The 18,077-nt window shown below is 54.0% G+C and carries 19 protein-coding genes and 2 tRNA genes; 15 read left to right on the top strand and 6 right to left on the bottom strand.

Going from position 1 to position 18,077, the window contains the following annotated elements; all coding sequences use genetic code 11:
* Positions 1 to 2 precede the first annotated feature (2 nt).
* The 6 genes from efeB to H7R56_RS14955 all read left to right on the top strand — a co-directional run bounded on the left by efeB (position 3) and on the right by H7R56_RS14955 (position 6,678).
* Complete coding sequence (gene efeB, locus H7R56_RS14980; protein ID WP_106926210.1) at positions 3 to 1,277, top strand: iron uptake transporter deferrochelatase/peroxidase subunit; 1,275 nt, start codon at positions 3 to 5, stop codon at positions 1,275 to 1,277.
* A gap of 611 nt (positions 1,278 to 1,888) precedes the next feature.
* Complete coding sequence (phoH, locus tag H7R56_RS14975) at positions 1,889 to 2,677, top strand: phosphate starvation-inducible protein PhoH (RefSeq protein WP_181357984.1); 789 nt, start codon at positions 1,889 to 1,891, stop codon at positions 2,675 to 2,677.
* Positions 2,678 to 2,963: 286 nt separating this feature from the next.
* A complete protein-coding gene (locus H7R56_RS14970) occupies positions 2,964 to 4,187 on the top strand; it encodes an SfnB family sulfur acquisition oxidoreductase (RefSeq protein WP_106926216.1) in 1,224 nt (407 codons plus the stop codon).
* Between the two features lie 9 nt (positions 4,188 to 4,196).
* Complete coding sequence (locus H7R56_RS14965) at positions 4,197 to 4,862, top strand: methionine ABC transporter permease (protein WP_106926218.1); 666 nt, start codon at positions 4,197 to 4,199, stop codon at positions 4,860 to 4,862.
* A gap of 21 nt (positions 4,863 to 4,883) precedes the next feature.
* Positions 4,884 to 5,657, top strand: coding sequence for a MetQ/NlpA family ABC transporter substrate-binding protein (locus H7R56_RS14960; RefSeq protein ID WP_106926220.1), 774 nt, complete (start codon positions 4,884 to 4,886; stop codon positions 5,655 to 5,657).
* Positions 5,658 to 5,667: 10 nt separating this feature from the next.
* Positions 5,668 to 6,678 (top strand): methionine ABC transporter ATP-binding protein, encoded by a 1,011-nt coding sequence (locus tag H7R56_RS14955; RefSeq protein ID WP_106926222.1) that lies wholly within the window; start codon positions 5,668 to 5,670, stop codon positions 6,676 to 6,678.
* A 312-nt stretch (positions 6,679 to 6,990) separates the two neighbouring features.
* Here the strand turns inward: H7R56_RS14955 and H7R56_RS14950 are convergent.
* Both H7R56_RS14950 and H7R56_RS14945 read right to left on the bottom strand, forming a co-directional pair.
* Positions 6,991 to 7,078, bottom strand: a tRNA-Ser gene (locus tag H7R56_RS14950).
* A gap of 230 nt (positions 7,079 to 7,308) precedes the next feature.
* Positions 7,309 to 8,169 (bottom strand): pirin family protein, encoded by an 861-nt coding sequence (locus tag H7R56_RS14945; RefSeq protein WP_106926224.1) that lies wholly within the window; start codon positions 8,167 to 8,169, stop codon positions 7,309 to 7,311.
* A 114-nt stretch (positions 8,170 to 8,283) separates the two neighbouring features.
* Between H7R56_RS14945 and H7R56_RS14940 the strand changes: the two genes are divergently transcribed.
* Positions 8,284 to 9,189, top strand: coding sequence for a LysR family transcriptional regulator (locus H7R56_RS14940; protein ID WP_182928294.1), 906 nt, complete (start codon positions 8,284 to 8,286; stop codon positions 9,187 to 9,189).
* Positions 9,190 to 9,206: 17 nt separating this feature from the next.
* Here the strand turns inward: H7R56_RS14940 and H7R56_RS14935 are convergent, their stop codons facing one another.
* Entirely contained in the window at positions 9,207 to 9,938 is a 732-nt protein-coding gene (locus tag H7R56_RS14935; protein ID WP_106926228.1) for a MerR family transcriptional regulator, read from the bottom strand.
* 228 nt (positions 9,939 to 10,166) lie between these two features.
* Positions 10,167 to 11,387 (bottom strand): diguanylate phosphodiesterase, encoded by a 1,221-nt coding sequence (locus H7R56_RS14930; RefSeq protein WP_106926230.1) that lies wholly within the window; start codon positions 11,385 to 11,387, stop codon positions 10,167 to 10,169.
* A gap of 324 nt (positions 11,388 to 11,711) precedes the next feature.
* On the opposite strand from H7R56_RS14930, the gene ycgZ reads away from it, so the two are divergent.
* The 4 genes from ycgZ (at position 11,712) to H7R56_RS14910 (ending at position 13,286) form a co-directional block, all read left to right on the top strand.
* A complete protein-coding gene (ycgZ, locus tag H7R56_RS14925; protein WP_106926232.1) occupies positions 11,712 to 11,951 on the top strand; it encodes a regulatory protein YcgZ in 240 nt (79 codons plus the stop codon).
* 75 nt (positions 11,952 to 12,026) lie between these two features.
* A complete protein-coding gene (locus H7R56_RS14920) occupies positions 12,027 to 12,314 on the top strand; it encodes a hypothetical protein (protein WP_182928293.1) in 288 nt (95 codons plus the stop codon).
* A gap of 42 nt (positions 12,315 to 12,356) precedes the next feature.
* Positions 12,357 to 12,623 carry a biofilm development regulator YmgB/AriR family protein gene (locus H7R56_RS14915; protein ID WP_106926236.1) on the top strand — a complete coding sequence of 89 codons (267 nt, stop codon included), beginning with the start codon at positions 12,357 to 12,359 and terminating at the stop codon, positions 12,621 to 12,623.
* 111 nt (positions 12,624 to 12,734) lie between these two features.
* Positions 12,735 to 13,286, top strand: coding sequence for a helix-turn-helix transcriptional regulator (locus tag H7R56_RS14910; protein WP_106926238.1), 552 nt, complete (start codon positions 12,735 to 12,737; stop codon positions 13,284 to 13,286).
* Positions 13,287 to 13,626: 340 nt separating this feature from the next.
* Here the strand turns inward: H7R56_RS14910 and H7R56_RS14905 are convergent.
* Positions 13,627 to 13,714: transfer RNA gene (locus H7R56_RS14905), tRNA-Ser, on the bottom strand.
* 260 nt (positions 13,715 to 13,974) lie between these two features.
* Here H7R56_RS14905 and ghrA point away from each other — a divergent pair.
* The 4 genes from ghrA to H7R56_RS14885 all read left to right on the top strand — a co-directional run bounded on the left by ghrA (position 13,975) and on the right by H7R56_RS14885 (position 16,866).
* Positions 13,975 to 14,913, top strand: a complete 939-nt coding sequence (gene ghrA, locus H7R56_RS14900) for a glyoxylate/hydroxypyruvate reductase GhrA (RefSeq protein ID WP_106926242.1) — start codon at positions 13,975 to 13,977, stop codon at positions 14,911 to 14,913.
* Between the two features lie 64 nt (positions 14,914 to 14,977).
* The gene (locus H7R56_RS14895; RefSeq protein WP_181357985.1) at positions 14,978 to 15,715 is read left to right on the top strand and encodes a phosphatase; all 738 of its coding nucleotides are present in this window, start codon (positions 14,978 to 14,980) and stop codon (positions 15,713 to 15,715) included.
* Positions 15,716 to 15,735: 20 nt separating this feature from the next.
* Positions 15,736 to 16,287 (top strand): TorD/DmsD family molecular chaperone, encoded by a 552-nt coding sequence (locus H7R56_RS14890; RefSeq protein WP_106926246.1) that lies wholly within the window; start codon positions 15,736 to 15,738, stop codon positions 16,285 to 16,287.
* A gap of 96 nt (positions 16,288 to 16,383) precedes the next feature.
* Positions 16,384 to 16,866, top strand: a complete 483-nt coding sequence (locus H7R56_RS14885) for a DUF1097 domain-containing protein (RefSeq protein ID WP_146145710.1) — start codon at positions 16,384 to 16,386, stop codon at positions 16,864 to 16,866.
* A 71-nt stretch (positions 16,867 to 16,937) separates the two neighbouring features.
* On the opposite strand, the gene csgD is transcribed toward H7R56_RS14885, so the two are convergent.
* Positions 16,938 to 17,585 (bottom strand): biofilm master transcriptional regulator CsgD, encoded by a 648-nt coding sequence (gene csgD, locus H7R56_RS14880; RefSeq protein ID WP_106926250.1) that lies wholly within the window; start codon positions 17,583 to 17,585, stop codon positions 16,938 to 16,940.
* Positions 17,586 to 18,077 lie beyond the last annotated feature (492 nt).

Raw genomic sequence — 18,077 nt, 5'->3', positions numbered from 1 at the left:
AGATGGCAAAGCAACACGCCGACGACCTGAATGAACCTTCACGTCGCCGTTTATTAAAAGGGATCGGCGCGCTGGGCGGCGCGCTGGCAATTTCAGGCGGTTGCCCGGTGGCGCACGCGGCGAAAGCCAGTGATGCGCCGGTGGCCAATAGCCGGATGGAAACCCAGCCGTTTTACGGCGAGCATCAGGCAGGCGTTTTGACGCCGCAGCAGGCTGCAATGATGCTGGTGGCGTTTGATGTGCTGGCGGCAGACAAATCAGACCTTGAGCGTCTGTTTCGTTTGCTGACGGACCGCATTGCTTTCCTCACCAAAGGTGGCCCGGCGCCGGATACGCCAAACCCGCGACTGCCGCCGATGGATTCGGGCATTCTCGGCGCGTTTATCGCGCCGGATAATCTGACCATCACGGTGTCGGTCGGACACTCGCTGTTTGATAGCCGCTTTGGCCTTGCCGATAAAGCGCCGAAGAAGCTGCAAAAAATGGTTCGTTTCCCGAATGATTCGCTGGATGCGGCGCTGTGCCACGGCGATCTGCTATTGCAGATTTGCGCCAACACGCAGGATACAGTGATCCATGCGCTGCGCGACATTATCAAGCACTCGCCAGATTTGCTGAGCGTGCGCTGGAAGCGGGAAGGGTTTATCTCTGACCATGCCGCGCGCAGTAAAGGCAAAGAGACACCCATCAACCTGCTCGGTTTTAAAGACGGCACCGCCAACCCGGACGGCAGCGATAAACCGCTGATGGACGAGGTGGTGTGGGTAACGGGCGATCAGGGTGAACCCGCGTGGGCGAAGGGCGGTACTTATCAGGCTGTGCGCATTATTCAGTTCCACGTTGAGTCCTGGGATCGTACGCCGCTTAAAGAGCAGCAGACGATTTTCGGGCGTGATAAGCACAGCGGCGCGCCGCTGGGGATGAAGAACGAGCACGATACGCCTGACTACACCCGTGACCCGAACGGTGACGTGATTGCGCTGGACAGCCACATTCGTCTGGCCAACCCGCGCACTAAAGAGACGCAGTCGGGCCTGATGATGCGGCGGGGTTACAGCTACTCGCTGGGGGTGTCTAACTCGGGTCAACTCGATATGGGCCTGCTGTTTGTCTGCTATCAGCATGACCTTGAAAAAGGGTTCCTGACGGTGCAGAAACGCCTGAACGGTGAAGCGCTAGAGGAGTACGTGAAGCCGATTGGCGGCGGGTATTTCTTTGTGCTGCCGGGCGTGGCATCGGATAAGCGTTATTTGGGCAGCACGCTGTTGCAGGCTTGAGTGCAGTCCCGGCGGTGCTTTGCTTGGCCGGGCTACATTGTACGGTGCACGCTTGTAGGCCGGATAAGGCGTTCACGCCGCCATCCGGCTGCCTATTTGTCGCCCGGGCGAGCGTAAGCGACCCCGGGATTTCTCCCAAACTTCAGAATATCGCCAAAAATCAGTCCTTTTTTTTCATTTCCCCCCTGATTGATATAAAACTGTCACATAAGTGTCAGATGCTATCTCTGAACGCTATCGTTATGTTTATGTAAAAATTATGTTGCATCTTTTGTTGATTTGGATGTAATAATAAATAAAGCGGTAGTTTCCGTTTCACTATGGAGATCGCGAATGGTAGCGTCCTTGACCGGACTCAACAAACCAACAGCCCGTACCATCCAGCGCGGAGGCCCTCTCTCCGGCAGCGATTTCGTCACCTCAATTTTTCATCCAATGTGCATTCATCTCGTTGTTCCCGACGTATTGTGCGGTGCGCGTAGCCGTGCGTTTTCGTCATTTCGACAGGCAGTTGCTATGGCTTACAAGGAAGCCAAACCTCAGACGTTCGTGCGCATAATCGCGCTGTATTTAGCGCGTGTGATGTAAACCAACAACTCAAGGTGCTATCCATGGGAAGACAGAAAGCAGTGATCAAAGCTCATCGCGAAGCAAAACGTGTGCTGAGGCGGGATTCACGCAGCCACAAACAACGTGAAGACGAATCGGTCACCTCGCTTGTGCAAATGGGTGGAGTGGAAGCGATTGGCATGGCGCGGGACAGCCGCGACCATTCGCCCATCGTGGCCCGCAATGACGCTCAGGCACGTTACCTGAATGCTATCGAGAGTAAGCAACTGATTTTCGCCACCGGCGAGGCAGGCTGCGGCAAGACCTGGATTAGCGCGGCCAAAGCGGCCGAGGCGCTGATACATAAGGATGTGAATAAAATCATCGTCACGCGCCCGGTCTTGCAGGCCGATGAAGATCTCGGCTTCCTGCCCGGCGACATCTCAGAGAAATTCGCGCCGTATTTCCGCCCCGTTTACGACGTGCTGGTAAAACGGCTGGGGGCTTCCTTTATGCAATATTGCCTGCGCCCGGAAATTGGTAAGGTAGAGATTGCGCCATTCGCCTATATGCGCGGACGTACATTTGAAAATGCGGTGGTGATTCTTGATGAGGCTCAGAACGTTACCGCAGCGCAAATGAAGATGTTTTTAACCCGCCTCGGGGAGAACGTCACGGTTATCGTCAACGGGGATATCACCCAATGTGACCTGCCGCGCGGCGTTCAGTCCGGTCTTAGTGACGCGCTGGATCGTTTTGAAGAAGATGAAATGATAGGCATTGTCCGCTTTACCAAAGATGACTGCGTGCGTTCGGCGCTGTGCCAGCGCACGCTGAAAGCCTACTATTAATCGCAGTTACGTCTGCAAAGCCCGGGAAACCGGGCTTTGTTGTTTTTGGTTGTTGCAAATCCAACAGTGGCAGCAGCAGCGTGTTGCATTTTACACTCCTTATCGCGCGATAACGGCAATAACGTACTGAAAAATATAAATAATAATGTATGGCACAAAGTTTGCTATCAATGCATATAACCTAAAAAGTTAAAGACGCAATAATTCATTCCATTTAATGATATGTATAAATATCAACCGGATGTTGCGTCTGAACGTGCTGATAACATTCAAGTGAGACCATGCTATGCCCGTAAATCACGCTGTTCCCGACTATACGCACCATGCGCCGAACGCCCATCGTATCGCCAGTGATGAAGAGGCGCTGAGCATCGCCCACGAGATCGCTGCTTTTTTACAGGCCGGCGCCTCCGAGCGAGACCTGAGCGTCGTAGTGCCGCCCGACGTCGTCAATACCTACTCCAACAGCGGGCTATGGGGGATAACCGTACCGCGCCGTTTTGGCGGGGCCGAGGTTTCCGCGGCGACGCTGGCGTCGGTGATTGCCATTATCTCGGCGGCAGATCCGGCGCTGGGGCAAATCCCGCAAAACCACTACTGCCTGCTGGAAGATATTCGCCTGCAGGGCAGCGAAGAACAGCAGCGCTACTTCTTCGATCTCGTGCTGCAGGGCTATCGATTTGCCAATGCGCTGTCGGAAACCGGCGGTAAAACGGTACAGGATATTCAGACCCGGCTGACCCAGACTGACGATGGCCTGCGCATTGACGGACGCAAAGGCTACTGCACGGGTTCACTGTATGCTCACTGGCTTGGCGTACTGGCGTTGGATGAGGATGGGCTGGCACAGCTGGCCTTCGTGCCGCGCAACACGCTGGGCGTGACGGTTGTCAACGACTGGGCCTGCCTGGGCCAGCGCACCACCTCCAGCGGTACGGTGCTGGTGGAGAACCTGCGGGTTGAGCCGTTCAATATCATTCCCAGCTGGAAATCTTACGCGACGCCCACTCTCGCCGGGCCGTTTGCCCAGCTCACGACGGCGGCTATTGATGCGGGGATCGCCCGCGCCGCGTTGAACGATACCGTCAGTTTTGTGAATCAGTTCGCTCGCCCGTGGATCGACGCAGGGGTGGAGCGGGCCGGAGACGATCCGCTGACGGTGTATCAGATTGGTGCGCTGGATAGCCGACTCGCCGCCGCTGAGGCGCTGCTTGAACAGGCGGGTAGAGTGCTCGACCGCTATAAACACACGCTGACCGAAGAGACCGTGGCGCTAGCGTCTATAGCGGTTGCTCGCGCCAAAATATTTACCACCGAAGCCGCGCTGGAGGCCTCGACGCGGCTGTTTGAGCTGGGCGGTACGCGCTCGACCCATCCGCGCTACAACTTCGATCGCCACTGGCGCAACGGGCGGGTTCACACGCTGCACGATCCGGTGCGCTGGAAGTATCACCTGCTGGGTAACTGGGTGTTGAACGGCAAAGCGCCCGCGCGCCACGACTGGAACTGAGGAGGCACGATGCTCGCTTTTCTGGCCGAAATTGATTGGGGTGACGTGGCGCAGGCGGGGGCAGATACCCTGACGATGCTGGCCTGGGCACTGGGCTTTACCGTACTGATCGGCCTGCCGCTGGGCGTGGTGCTCTACCTCACCGGGCAGCCGCGGCTGTTGCATGCCCCGACGCTGTATCGCGTGCTCTCGCTGCTGGTTAACGTACTGCGATCGCTGCCGTTCATCATTTTGCTGATCGTCATGATCCCGTTGACCACGCTGATTACCGGCACCTCGCTGGGCGTGGAAGGTACCATTCCGCCGCTGGTCGCGGGCTGTGCGCCGTTCTTTGCACGATTGGTAGAGACGTCGTTGCGCGAAGTGGACCACGGGCTGGTGGAAGCCAGCTGGGCGATGGGCGGCAGCACCTGGCAGCTAATCTGGTACACGCTGCTGCCGGAGGCGCGATCGGGGCTGATTGCCGCCGTTACCGTCACGGCGATTGTGCTGGTGGATTACACCTCAATGGCCGGCGTTATCGGCGGCGGCGGGCTGGGAGATTTAGCCATACGCTTTGGCTACCAACGTTTTCAGACCGACGTGATGGCGGTGACGGTGGTGCTGCTGATTGCGCTGGTACAGGTTTTACAAATGAGCGGCGACCGCCTGGTGCGCCGTATGAGTCGTCAATAAATCGCTTAACAGGTATCAACAATGAAAAAAACCGTGATTGCCGGGCTGCTGGCGCTGTTCTCTTATTCGGCGATGGCCAATGAAACCCTGTTGGTAGGCGCCACGCCCGTTCCGCATGCTGAAATACTGGCGTTTGTGAAACCGGTGCTGGCGAAGGAAGGGGTAGATCTGAAAATCAAAGTCTTCAACGATTTTATTCAGCCTAATCAGCAGCTGGCGGAGAAAAATCTCGATGCCAACTACTATCAGTATCGCCCGTTCCTCGATGATTATAACAAAAACCGTCATACCAACCTGGTGCCGGTGGTGGGTGTCCACATCGAGCCGTTTGGCGCCTACTCGACGAAATATAAAAATCTGCACGACCTGCCGGACGGCGCAACGATCGCGATTCCTAACGATCCGGTCAATACCGGGCGCTCGCTGGTGCTGCTCAGCGAAGCGGGGCTGATTACGTTGAAAAACCCACAGGACCCGCAGTCGACGGAGAAAGATATCACCGCCAATCCACACCATTTCAAAATTCGCCCGCTGGAAGGGGCGATGCTGGCGCGGGCGCTGAATCAGGTGGATCTGGCGTTTGTCTTTGCTAACTATGCGCTGGAAGCGGGAATTGATACGGACAAAGCGTTGATCGTTGAAAAAGGCAAAAGCCTGTACGTTGAATATCTTGTGGCGCGCCCCGACAACATTAACGATCCCGGCATTCAAAAGCTGGCGAAAGCGCTTAATTCCGACGCGGTGCGCCAGTTTATTTTGACCCGTTATCAGGGAAAGATTGCCCCCGGTTTTTAGGAGACAGCGTATGACACAGCACCAGAATACGCCGCACATCCGCCTGCGTGGCATCAGTAAAGCCTACCCGAACGGCGTTCAGGCGCTGGAAGACATCAGTCTCGATATTCACGCGGGTGAAATATTCGGCATTATCGGGCGCAGCGGCGCGGGGAAATCGACGCTGCTGCGGCTGTTTAACCGCCTGGAGCGCGCCGATCGCGGTGAAATAGGTATTCACGACGTCCCCATTGATGGCGGCGGCAGCGGGCCGCTGCGCGATTTACGCCGCCGGGTGGCGATGATTTTCCAGCACTTCAATCTGCATTCCACCAGGACGGTGGCGGAGAATATTGAACTGCCGCTGCGAATGGCCGGTATTCCGGCCATCGAACGCCGCCGCCGCGTTGAGGAGATGCTTCGGTTGGTGGGGCTGGAGTCACTCCGCGCGAGCTATCCCTCGCAATTGTCCGGTGGGCAAAAACAGCGAACCGGGATTGCCAGGGCGCTGGTCACGCAGCCAGAAATTTTGCTTTGCGATGAGGCGACTTCGGCGCTCGATCCGGAAAATACGCTAGCCGTGCTGAGCCTGCTCAAAGAGATTAACCAGCGTCTGGGGCTGACCATTATTCTGATTACCCACGAGATGGACGTGATTCGTACGCTGTGCGATCGGGTGGCGGTGCTGGAGAAAGGACGGATTATTGAGCACGGTGAAGTCTGGCAGGTGTTTGGCGACCCGCAGCATGAGGTGACGCGCGGAATGCTCGGGACGCTGCATCACGGGCGCGAGGAGAATCGTGAAATCATGGTCGAAGGACAGCAGCTGATCACGCTGCATTTTAATGGTGTGAACGGGCGGGAACCGGATTTGCAGCAGATTGCGAAGGCGCTCGGTGGTCACCCGCAGCTGGTGTACAGCAGCTGTGAACCGATTCAGGGGCGGATCGTTGGGCAACTGCGGGTGCGTGTCGATACGCCGCTGACGGCGGAGTCTTTGCAGCGGGTGACTCAGGTCGCGGATAAGGTGGCGGTCAGGTAGACCGAGCGGCCCCCGGCGGCGCTGCGCTTGGCCGGGCTACGTGATTGTGCCGGGTCCGGGGTTCTCACCCCGCCAGGCTGTGCAACAGGCGAAAAAAAAGCCCGTACTTGCGTACGAGCTCTTCTTCGAATATGGCGGTGAGGCGGGGATTGACTCGCTTCGCTCGCCCTGCGGGCAGCCCGTTCACTGTGTTCACGGTCTGTCCAACTGGCTGCGCCAGTTGTCGAACCCGGGTCCGGGGTTCTCACCCCGCCTGGTTGTGCAACAGGCGAAAAAAAAGCCCGTACTTGCGTACGAGCTCTTCTTTAAATATGGCGGTGAGGCGGGGATTCGAACCCCGGATACGTTGCCGTATACACACTTTCCAGGCGTGCTCCTTCAGCCACTCGGACACCTCACCATATTGTTTTGCTGCTCACCTTAGGTGGTCAACGGGGCGCTACTATAGGGAGTTGACCTAAAACGGTCAAGCATAATTTCGGCTTTCTTTATCGTTCGGTTAAGCATTGAGCATTCCCCCACCGTAAACGGCGGGGGAGGGGACTGACGCTGTGGATCGAGCCGCTCAATGCGTAATCACGCACTGCGCCTTTGTGTCGCGGGAGCGCCATGTTTTTAACTTCTGTCGTTTTACATTTGACCAAAACGGCCAGCGTTAAAATCGCGAACGGCTTCGGCAATTTCGGTTTGACTGTTCATCACGAAGGGGCCATAGCCCACAATCGGTTCATTAATTGGTTCTCCGGCCAGCACCAGAACCCTGGCATCGCTGCTGGCGTGCAAATGCACCTGCTCGCCCTGATGACTCATGACAACCAGCTGCGCTTCCTGGACGGCACTTTCACCGTTGACCGTTACGCTACCCTCCAGCACCACCAGTGCGGTGCTCCAGCCGTCGGGCTGCTCAAACATGACCTCTTTGTCCTGATTAATCTGGATATCCCAGACGTTAAGCGGCGAGAAGGTGTGGGCCGGGCCCCTGGTGTCGCGGTAGCGCCCGGCGATCGCGCGTAGCGTTCCGCTGTCATCCGGCAGCGCCACGACAGGAATCGATGCGGCTTCTATGCTCTGATATCCCGGCGCGGTCATCTTGTCTTTTGCCGGCAGATTGACCCACAGCTGGATCATTTTCAGCTCGCCGCCACGCTGGGCAAACGCTGCCGAGTGAAATTCCTGATGCAGAATGCCCGAGCCGGCGGTCATCCACTGCACGTCGCCGGGTCCAATAACGCCGCCTTTACCGGTAGAGTCACGATGCTCGACTTCTCCCGCGTAGACGAGAGTGACCGTCTCAAAACCGCGGTGCGGATGCTCACCCACGCCGCGTTTAGCACCGTCAGCGGGGAAGTGTTGCGGCCCGGCGTAATCAAGTAGTAAAAACGGGCTCAGGCTTTCGCCGTGCGACTGATAAGAAAATAACGAACGAACCGGAAAACCGTCGCCCACCCAGTGCGGACGTGGTGCGGTATAAACACCCGTAATTTTTTTCATGGTTTTCTCCTCAGGAGCGAGTCTGGATGTCAATAAGCTTATATTCGAGGGTAAATATCCGGTAGATAGCAAAAGTGACCTACACTGTTGCAAAAATAGAACGATGGAGTGGGTATGCAGGATCTCAATGATTTCGCGTGGTTTGTGCATGTGGTCGATCACGGTGGCTTTGCGGCGGCAGGCAGAGCGCTGGATATTCCCAAGTCAAAACTCAGCCGACGCATTGCCCAGTTGGAAGCGCAGCTCGGCGTGCGGCTGATTCACCGTACCACACGCCAGTTTACGGTCACCGACGTGGGGCAAACCTTTTATCAGCACTGCAAGGCGATGATGATTGAAGCGGAGGCGGCACAGGAGGCGATTGCGGTGTTACAGGCGGAGCCGCGTGGCAGCGTCAGGTTGACATGCCCGGTGACGTTACTGCATGTCCACATCGGCCCGATGCTGGCGCGCTTTATGCGGCGATACCCGGGCGTTCAGCTTCATCTGGAAGCAACCAATCGACGGGTTGACCTGATAGCAGAAGGCGTTGACGTCGCCATCCGCGTGCGGCCAAGGCCATTTGACGACAGTGACTTAGTGATGCGCGTGCTGGCCGATCGCGGGCATTGCCTCGTCGCCAGCCCGTCCCTGGTTGCGGAGCACGGCCTGCCGCGCTCGCCGGACGATCTGAGCCGCTGGCCAGGCTTAAGCATGGCGATGGGCAAACAGGTTCACTCATGGTCGCTTAGCGGACCGAACGGCGCGAAGGCGGACGTACATTTCACCCCGCGGCTGATCGCTAGCGATATGCTGGCGCTGCGTGAAGCCGCCGTCGCGGGAGTGGGCGTGGTACAGCTACCGCTCCTGATGGTGCGGGAACAGCTGGCGAAAGGCGCGCTGGTGCGCGTGCTGGAGGACTGGGAGCCGAAGCGGGAAGTCATTCACGCGGTATACCCCTCGCGTCGCGGTCAACTGCCCGCAGTGCGAGCGCTGGTGGATTTTCTCCGCGAGGAGTATGCGCAGATGATTGAAGAGTGACGTTTCCGGGCAGGTAATCAGGCGAGGTGGAAAGCCAGAGAATAGCCCTGTTCATGCCAGTGCTGTAGCAATTCCTGCTGTCGGCGGGTGGGGGTAACCCCCGTCCAGACGAACAGCTGCTGGCCGGGAAACAGTTCAGGGCGCGGTGATTCCAGCGGCTCGGCGAGCACTGCAATATGCCAGCCCCGTTGAGAAAGCCGCCAGGCCTCAAGCCACAAACGCGTACGATCGTCGGTGTCCCAGCCCATCAGCAGCGCATCTTTGCCGGCTTTGCGGCGTGATTCGGACAGGCAGGAGGTGACAAACTCAATCAGCACGCCGTCGAGCAGGCTGCACATGATGCGGGCAGTGTTTTGGTCGAGGCTGAGACGTTGACGAACGGGAACAAAAACATGGTCGATCAGTGCATCACAGGGATGTTCACGACCTAATGCGCTGATTTTGGCGCGCAGCCGCGCCGGGCGAGCGGAGCGGAGTGCTGCCATCATCTCTTCCTGCAAGGCACTCCAGTCATCGTGCGTCGTGGTCTGACTTTCTTCAAGCAGCGCTTTGACTTTACCCACGGGCACGCCGCTTTTGATCCAGCGCTTTATCTCTTCGATACGCTGAATATCTTCTTCATCAAACTGTCGGTGGCCGCCTTCGCTACGCTGGGGCTTTAATAAGCCGTAGCGTCGCTGCCATGCGCGCAAGGTGACGGGATTGATACCGCATCGTTCGGCAACATCGCCTATGCTGTAAAAGCTCATACAATCCCTCATGCTATAACCAAACGTCCTGTATAAAAATAACGAATTCACCGCCATCTGTACAATTTATAATTTATTGTACAGTGCCGTTTGTACAGGTGTCATCGTGGATGATTACCTGCCGAGAAGAAGTAAGTGTAGAGGTGATTAAGATGGTAATTTATTGATTTTTAATGACAAAAAAGAATGGTGCGCGCCTTCGGCCGGAACCTCAGGCGAAATAATTAATTACAGTTCGGTTTTTTTCTCTGGCCAGGTGATGGCCGGGATCCCATAGTGGCACGGCGCCGCAAATAAATGCCCCTGGAATTCGGTAATCCCAGCAGATTCAAGCCACATCCACTCTTCCGCCTTTTCGACGCCTACCGCAGACACGGCAATTTCAAGTGACGAACAACATTTGATGATGGCCTGAATAATGGCCTGACGTGGGCCACTTTTGTGAACATCCTGAATAAGGTCGCGGTTGATTTTAATTCTGTCGGGCTGGAACTGCGCCAGCAGCTGCAAGCCCGCGAATCCCGCGCCAAAATGATCGATAGCGACGCTTATCCCAGAACCCTTCAGCGTACGCACGGCCTGAGTGAAAGCATCAAATTGCGAAATGGCTTCACTTTCAGTGAATTCGACGATGATTTGCTCGGGAATGAGGCCATTGTCGGCAATCGCCTGCAGCAAAATGTTGACCGCATCCGGCACGTTAACCAGCGTCATCGGCAGCAGGTTAATCGACAGCGTCAGATCGCCAATACCGAGCGCAACGGCAAGCGCGAAGGCCGTTTTCTTACTGTGCAGGTCAGCCAGATAAAGGTCGTCGCCGTTGAGTGAGTCAAAGAAAACCGCGGGAGAACCGCCGGAGGGCGCACGGACCAGCGCTTCAAGCGAGACAACCTCCTGAGCAAGCGGGTCAATAATGGGCTGAAATGCAAAGCCGCATTGCGCTTCGCAGCGGATGACGGAAGCGTCGAGGATGTGGTCGCGTTCAGTGGTGATAAACGCCCAGCTATCGGCGGGCGGGATCTCGAAATAATTTTCCTTTTCTACCGACTCGACAAACGTGCGAAAGAATTGCAACGCACGATCGTTATAGGTGAGCTGGTAGCGGGAAGTGCCTTTATTAAGAATGAGTTGCAGTACTTCTGTCCTGTCGTGTTCACGGAGATCGAAAAGCTCCATACCGACTTTGCCAAAGCGACGTGAAGGACCGTAATCGCAAAGTAGCTCGACGATGTTGTAGTGGCGGCGATCCTGGCAAATTGCGCGGTAGATGGGTTTTACCGTTTCTTCCGGACCCTCGAGGAGCTGAAAGAAATGCGTACCGTTGAACAGTAGGATGCCCGTGACGTCGGCATGACCATTTTTAAGATTCGCAGCGGCGACCATACTTTCGAGCGCTTTCACCGGCACGTCATCACAGAGATGGCTGCGGTAGATGATGGTAGTAAGCATGATTTTCCGGCGTAGGAGAGAAGGACCTTAACCCTAACAGATAGCAGCGTAATTAACACATTAAATTAACAAAAGTTTTACCACTCATGATTATCACGCTTACGTTATGCCAGAAGGAGAGGGGGGTAGCGTTTTTTCTCTTTCAAAATTAGTACAATAACAATGGTTAAAAAATGAAAATTAGCACAGTAAGTAATTGAAAGTATTGCATTAGCATTTTTAGCTAAATTTTAAAACATATGTTTGTACAGATATTGTGTACAATTTTTATGACTTTGAGTGACGAAGCGTTTACTTTTTTACTGATTCGTACAGGAGCATCTCATGCAGCAGAATGGTTACATTTTTGATACGGCTGGTGCCATCGCACAGTATTTCAATAAGGCCAGCCTGCCTACACAGCAGGAGACACTAGGAGAGATTGTGGTCGAAATTTTGCACGATGGGCGAAACCTTAATCGTAAATCATTGTGCACGAAATTACTGAGTCGCCTTGAACAGGCGTCCTGCGCTGAGGAAAAAGGTCATTACAATGCGTTAATCGGTTTACTTTTCGAACGCTGAGCGCAGGTCACGCCAGAGGCGAGCAGCAGCATGCTGCGACTTCGTTTCTGGCTCAAGGGGTATAAGAGAGCGGTAATGTACAAAAATGACATTGAGAAACTCACGGATGAACTTATCGGGCAGGCAGTGCTGTTATTGCTTAAACGCAACGTTCCAGTGAACTCAATGGCGCTGCTCACTCAGCTTCGTGCGATGCAGGCGACTGAAACTGAACGGTCCCGACGTGATGTTTTCCCGTCGCTGATTGCCCGCATTGAAGCGGCGACGGGTAAGCAAACCAAATTAACGCAGGGCGAGCATAGGGAAAATGCCCGATGGAGATCGCGCGACGGCTCGAGACAACGAAAAAGGAAAGTTCACTAAAACCTTTACTTATCAACAGTGGTGAAAAGAATGAACACAGCAATGATTCAACAACCCGATATTTACAGCGCTTTATCCGATCATTCTCTGTCCGATTATTTTCGTCATGCTGGCGATGTGCTTGCTGAGGAAGCGGCTGTATTAGGTTCAGCCATCCGACATATTCTGATGAACGGTGAGCATATTAATAATAAGAATATTATTTTATCACTTGTACAACGGCTGGAGGTCACCGCTGACGTGGTACAGGCAGATGTTATAAGAAAGACGCTGGAGATTGTGGTTGGTCATACCATGGATGATATTTGATCGCGATGTCAGCGGGTTAATTCATCCGTACTCTAACCCAATACGCTATGGCGGTCGGTAGACGCTGACCAGCCTGGTAATTGCCGTTTGATTTTCAGTGGAAAATGAACAATGTGCTGCGACGACTATGTACGGACGGGGCATGCCGACCTTTGGCTTTCCGACAACTATCTCCGCTGTGGCCTGGAGAATATTCTGACAAAGGTGTCCTTTGGCGATAACGCAATCCGCTATGTATTTTTAACTGAACATGAATATGCCGAAGTTATTAATCATAATTATAACCTGAGAAAAAGCAGGATAATTCTGCTGACCGATGGTTCGCGTTTTGAATTTCTCGATGACCTGTCGGTGTATCAGTTTCCGATGAAATCAAGCGTTGAAGAACTGCATGAATTTATTCTGTCGGTTGTGAATCAAAAAGGGCGACGGGCTGCCCGTAAAAACAGGGTGTTGCTGACGCCACGGGAACGACGGCTGATTGATTTAATTAAGCAGGGTAAACGCATGGCGGATATGGGCGATCACCTGGATCTGCATATCAAAACGATCTATCAGACGCGCCGGGCGCTGATAAAAAAGATGGGATGCAGCGGCGCGGTGGATCTGCTGAAAAAACTGCGCAGCGAAGTCTTTAACAACTGGCTGATGGAGAGCCATTAGTCATTCAGGGACGGACTTCTCACCCCACCATGCCATGCAACAGGCGAAAAAAAGCCCGTACTTGCGTACGAGCTCTTCTTTAAATATGGCGGTGAGGCGGGGATTGACTCGCTTCGCGCGCCCTGCGGGCAGCCCGTTCACTGTGTTCACGGTCTGTCCAACTGGCTGCGCCGCTACTCGGCCCATCCCTGGGCCTCGCCCCTCCGGGGCCAGCGCATGCGCTGTTCAAAATTGCTCCCGGCAATTTTGTGTCGAACCCGGGTCCGGGGTTCTCACCCCGCCAGGCTGTGCAACAGGCGAAAAAAAAGCCCGTACTTGCGTACGAGCTCTTCTTTAAATATGGCGGTGAGGCGGGGATTCGAACCCCGGATACGTTGCCGTATACACACTTTCCAGGCGTGCTCCTTCAGCCACTCGGACACCTCACCATATTGTCTTCCCAGCGTCGCTGGGACGAGCGCTAATGTAGGGAAAAGGCTCTCCAGCGTCAATAAACTTTTTCGAAAAATCGCGCGTTTAGACAAACTTCAATCAAATTGCTTCTTAAACATTCATAAATCGTCTTTTTTGCGATCGCCGCCGCATTTCCCAGGACAGCCTGGCGAAATTTGTTATTCTGTAAAATCACAAAAATAATCAAAAACCGCGTCCGATCGCACAAATACGGGCGCCCTGAGCTGGAGTCACTATGGAGATCATCTTTTATCACCCGACGTTTGATACCCCTTACTGGATTGCCGAACTGAGCAAAAAGCTGCCCGGTGCCAATATTCGTGCCTGGGTGCGCGGGGACAATGCGCCGGCTGACTATGCGCTGGTGTGGCATCCGCCGGTTGAGATGTTACAGGGCAGAACGCTGAAGGCGGTTTTTGCGCTGGGGGCGGGCGTTGACTCGATTCTCAGCAAGCTAAAGGCACATCCGGAGATGTTGCCATTGTCGATCCCCCTGTTCCGCCTTGAAGATACCGGCATGGGTATTCAGATGCAGGAATATGCGGTCAGCCAGGTGTTGCACTGGTTCCGTCGTTTTGATGATTATCAGGCGCAGCAGCGAGAATCTCTCTGGCAGCCGCTGGAGGACTATACCCACGATGCATTCACCGTTGGCATTATGGGCGCGGGGGTTCTTGGCTCAAAGGTCGCGGAAAGCCTGCTGGCGTGGGGTTTCCCGGTACGGGTCTGGAGCCGCAGCCGCAAAGCGTGGCCGCAGGTCACCAGTTTTGCCGGCGAAGGCGAACTGAGTGCGTTCCTCAGCGGTACCCGCGTCCTGATCAACCTGCTGCCGAATACCGCGGAAACCGCTGGCATTATTAAGGCACCGCTGCTTGCGCAGCTTCAGGACAATAGCTACGTGCTTAATCTGGCGCGCGGCGTTCACGTGGTTGAAGAGGATCTGTTGGCGGCGCTGGACAGCGGTAAACTTAAAGCGGCGATGCTTGACGTGTTCAGCCGTGAACCGTTGCCGGCTGAAAGTCCGCTGTGGCGTCATCCGCGCGTCACCATGACGCCGCACGTGGCGGCCGTCACCCGTCCGCAGGAAGCCATCGCCTATATTGCCCGCACCATCACGCAGCTGGAGCGCGGTGAAACGCCAGGCGGGCAGGTCGACCGAGTTCGCGGCTATTGAGCCAGGCGTTATAAACGCACGCCATTCCTGCTATCCTTGGTTTATCACGAGAGAGGAGAAAGTGATGTATCCTGTTGACTTACATATGCATACTGTTGCGAGCACGCACGCTTACAGTACCTTGCATGACTATATTGCCGAGGCGAAACGTAAAGGGATTAAGCTCTTCGCCATCACCGACCATGGCCCGGACATGGCCGATGCGCCCCACTATTGGCACTTCGTGAATATGCGTATCTGGCCGCGCGTTGTCGATGGTGTGGGTATCCTGCGCGGTATTGAATCCAATATTAAAAATATTGCGGGTGAGATTGATTGCACCGGGCCGATGCTGACGTCGCTGGACTTTATTATCGCCGGGTTCCATGAGCCGGTTTTCGCGCCGCAGGACAAAGAGACCCATACTCAGGCGATGATCGCGGCGATGGCGAGCGGTAATGTGCATATGATTTCACACCCGGGAAACCCTAAATTCCCGGTGGATATTCCCGCCATCGCGGCGGCGGCGGCGAAATATCATGTGGCGCTGGAAATCAACAACTCATCGTTTGTCAGCTCGCGCGTCGGCAGTGAACATAACTGTCGGGCTATTGCCGCAGCGGTTCGGGATGCGGGGGGCTGGCTGGCCCTGGGCTCGGACTCGCACACCGCGTTCACGCTTGGTGAGTTTACCGAATGCCAGAAGATCCTTGATGCGGTTGATTTCCCGCAGGAGCGGATCCTGAACGTCACGCCGCGACGTTTTCTGAATTTCCTTGAGTCGCGCGGGATGCCGCCGATTCCTGAATTTGCTGAATTTTAACGACTAACTGGAATAATTGAATGAACGAGTTTTCTATCCTCTGCCGCGCGCTGGGTTCTCTGTACTACCGTCAGCCGCAGGATCCGCTGCTGGTGCCGCTGTTTACCCTGATTCGGGAAGGCAAGCTGGCGGCAAGCTGGCCGCTGGAGCAGGATGAACTGCTGGCTCGTCTGCAAAAAAGCTGCGATATCCAGCAGATTGCTGCCGACTATAACGCGCTGTTTGTGGGTGAAGAGTGCCGCGTGCCGCCGGTGCGCAGCGCCTGGGTAGAAGGGGCGAGCGAAGCGGAAGTGCGTGCGTTCCTCAGCGGTCAAGGTATGCCGCTGGGGGAGAGCCCGGCGGATCAGATGGGGACGCTGCTGCTGGCGGCTTCATGGCTGGAAGACAACGTTGAAGATGATAATGAGGCGCTGGAAACCCTGTTTGCCGACTATCTGTTACCGTGGTTTGAAACGTTCCTCGGGAAGGTCGAAGCTCATGCCACGACCGCCTTCTGGCGTACGATGGCACCGCTGACCCGCGAAGCGATTGCGGCCATGTGGGATGAGCTGCAGGAAGAAGCTGAGGAGTGATTTAAGTCACGCTTTTGGTGAAAATGAAATGTATATGATGAACATAATGTGCTCGTGATCTCATCATAACGGCGGGCATCTGCTAAGATGCTCGCCATGAACGTTATCTTAGCTATCGCAATCACAACAGGCATTCTCTCCGGTATCTGGGGATGGGTGGCCGTGTCTCTCGGACTCTTGAGCTGGGCCGGTTTTCTTGGCTGTACGGCCTATTTCGCCTGTCCGCAGGGCGGGCTGAAAGGGCTGGCTATTTCCACCTGCACGACCATGAGCGGGGTTGTCTGGGCGCTGGTGATTATCTACGGCAGCGCATTAGCGCCGCATCTGGAGATTGTTGGCTACATGATGACTGGCGTCGTGGCATTTCTGATGTGCATTCAGTCTAAGCAGCTGCTGTTGTCATTTGTCCCCGGCACGTTTATTGGCGCTTGCACTACGTTCGCAGGACAGGGCGACTGGCGCGCGGTTGTGCCGTCGCTGCTGGTGGGGTTGTTGTTTGGCTATGCCATGAAAAACAGCGGCCTATGGCTGGCAAATCGTAAGGCGGAACGTAAGCAAACGGAAGAATCGGCGCTATAACGGTGCAGACATGACGAAGACAAAACGGCGGCGGGGGAATACCCTGGCCGCCGTTTTTTTGTCACGCGATCTTAATGTTTGAAGTTATCGTTAGCCCAGGAAACGGCCTGTGTGCGGTTTTTGACGGCTATTTTCTTAAATAAATGATAGAGATGCGTTTTAACGGTACTCTCACTAATAAAGAGCGCACGGGCGATCTCAAGATTGGAGGCACCGATCCGCAGCTTGTTCAGGATCTCTTTCTCGCGATAGGTGAGAATAGTACTTTCCGAATTATCATAGCGATAGTTACCGGAATGCATAATAAGATAGCTTGCTAATTTACGTGAAAAGTAGCATTCGCCTTCCATCACCTTTTGCAGCCCTTTGACCAGAAAGTGTTCTTCATCATGTTCATAGAATATGCCGCTGATGTGCGGCCATGCCTCGATGTCGGGATAGGAGTACTCTTCTGGCGTGTTGAACAGCAATAATTTTGCACCGTTGTTCAATTTGCACAGCGCTTCCTGCCAGGCCTTCATTAACCGTCTATCGGTATCCATCATATCGAAAAGGATAATGCCCGGGTCTAAATTATCAATGTTAACTAGATGAATATTAACAATTTTAATTTCCATCCTGAGTAACTTTTTCAAATTCTGCGACAGGGCACAAGACTGTAATGAAGGCCTTGTGACTAAGGAGAGAGTCTGGTTTGTCGAGGTAAGCTCTTTTGCCATGATGAGTCCCCAATATAAATTATGCAGCAGGCAAATATTATCAAATCATCTATTTAAGCACTGCTGAAATGTGGTTGCTGTATGGATGAAGTGTTTCAAATAAGAGAATTAAAACTAAAGTTTCTTAATTTAAAATTTAGACGCTGATAAACCTAAATCAAGAAATAATCATGAAACATAATGTAAAAATAAATTACAAAATGTAAATAAGGCCGATTTATTAAGTTTTTAACCTGCATTCTTAATGATCATACATATTGCACCTTTATATTTTATTTTGTTATTATTCAATATGATATCGGTTGATTTATTTTAAGTAATATGATCGCCTCAGATAATTTGTGTGATGATTGCGTGTGACCTTAAGCACTTTTCAAACTTTTGTTGAATCGTCTTCTTTATAACGTGTTGTTTTCCGTGTGCGTTATTCGGTTAGCCTCTCTGGGGATTTATTAATACTAAAGGTTGACTTTTTGAAAATAAATCAACCTT

This window comes from Klebsiella sp. WP3-W18-ESBL-02, from assembly GCF_014168815.1.
GTDB lineage: Bacteria > Pseudomonadota > Gammaproteobacteria > Enterobacterales > Enterobacteriaceae > Kluyvera > Kluyvera ascorbata_B.
Note: the sequence above shows the minus strand (reverse complement) of the source record. Positions and strands in the feature narration are given on the sequence as shown.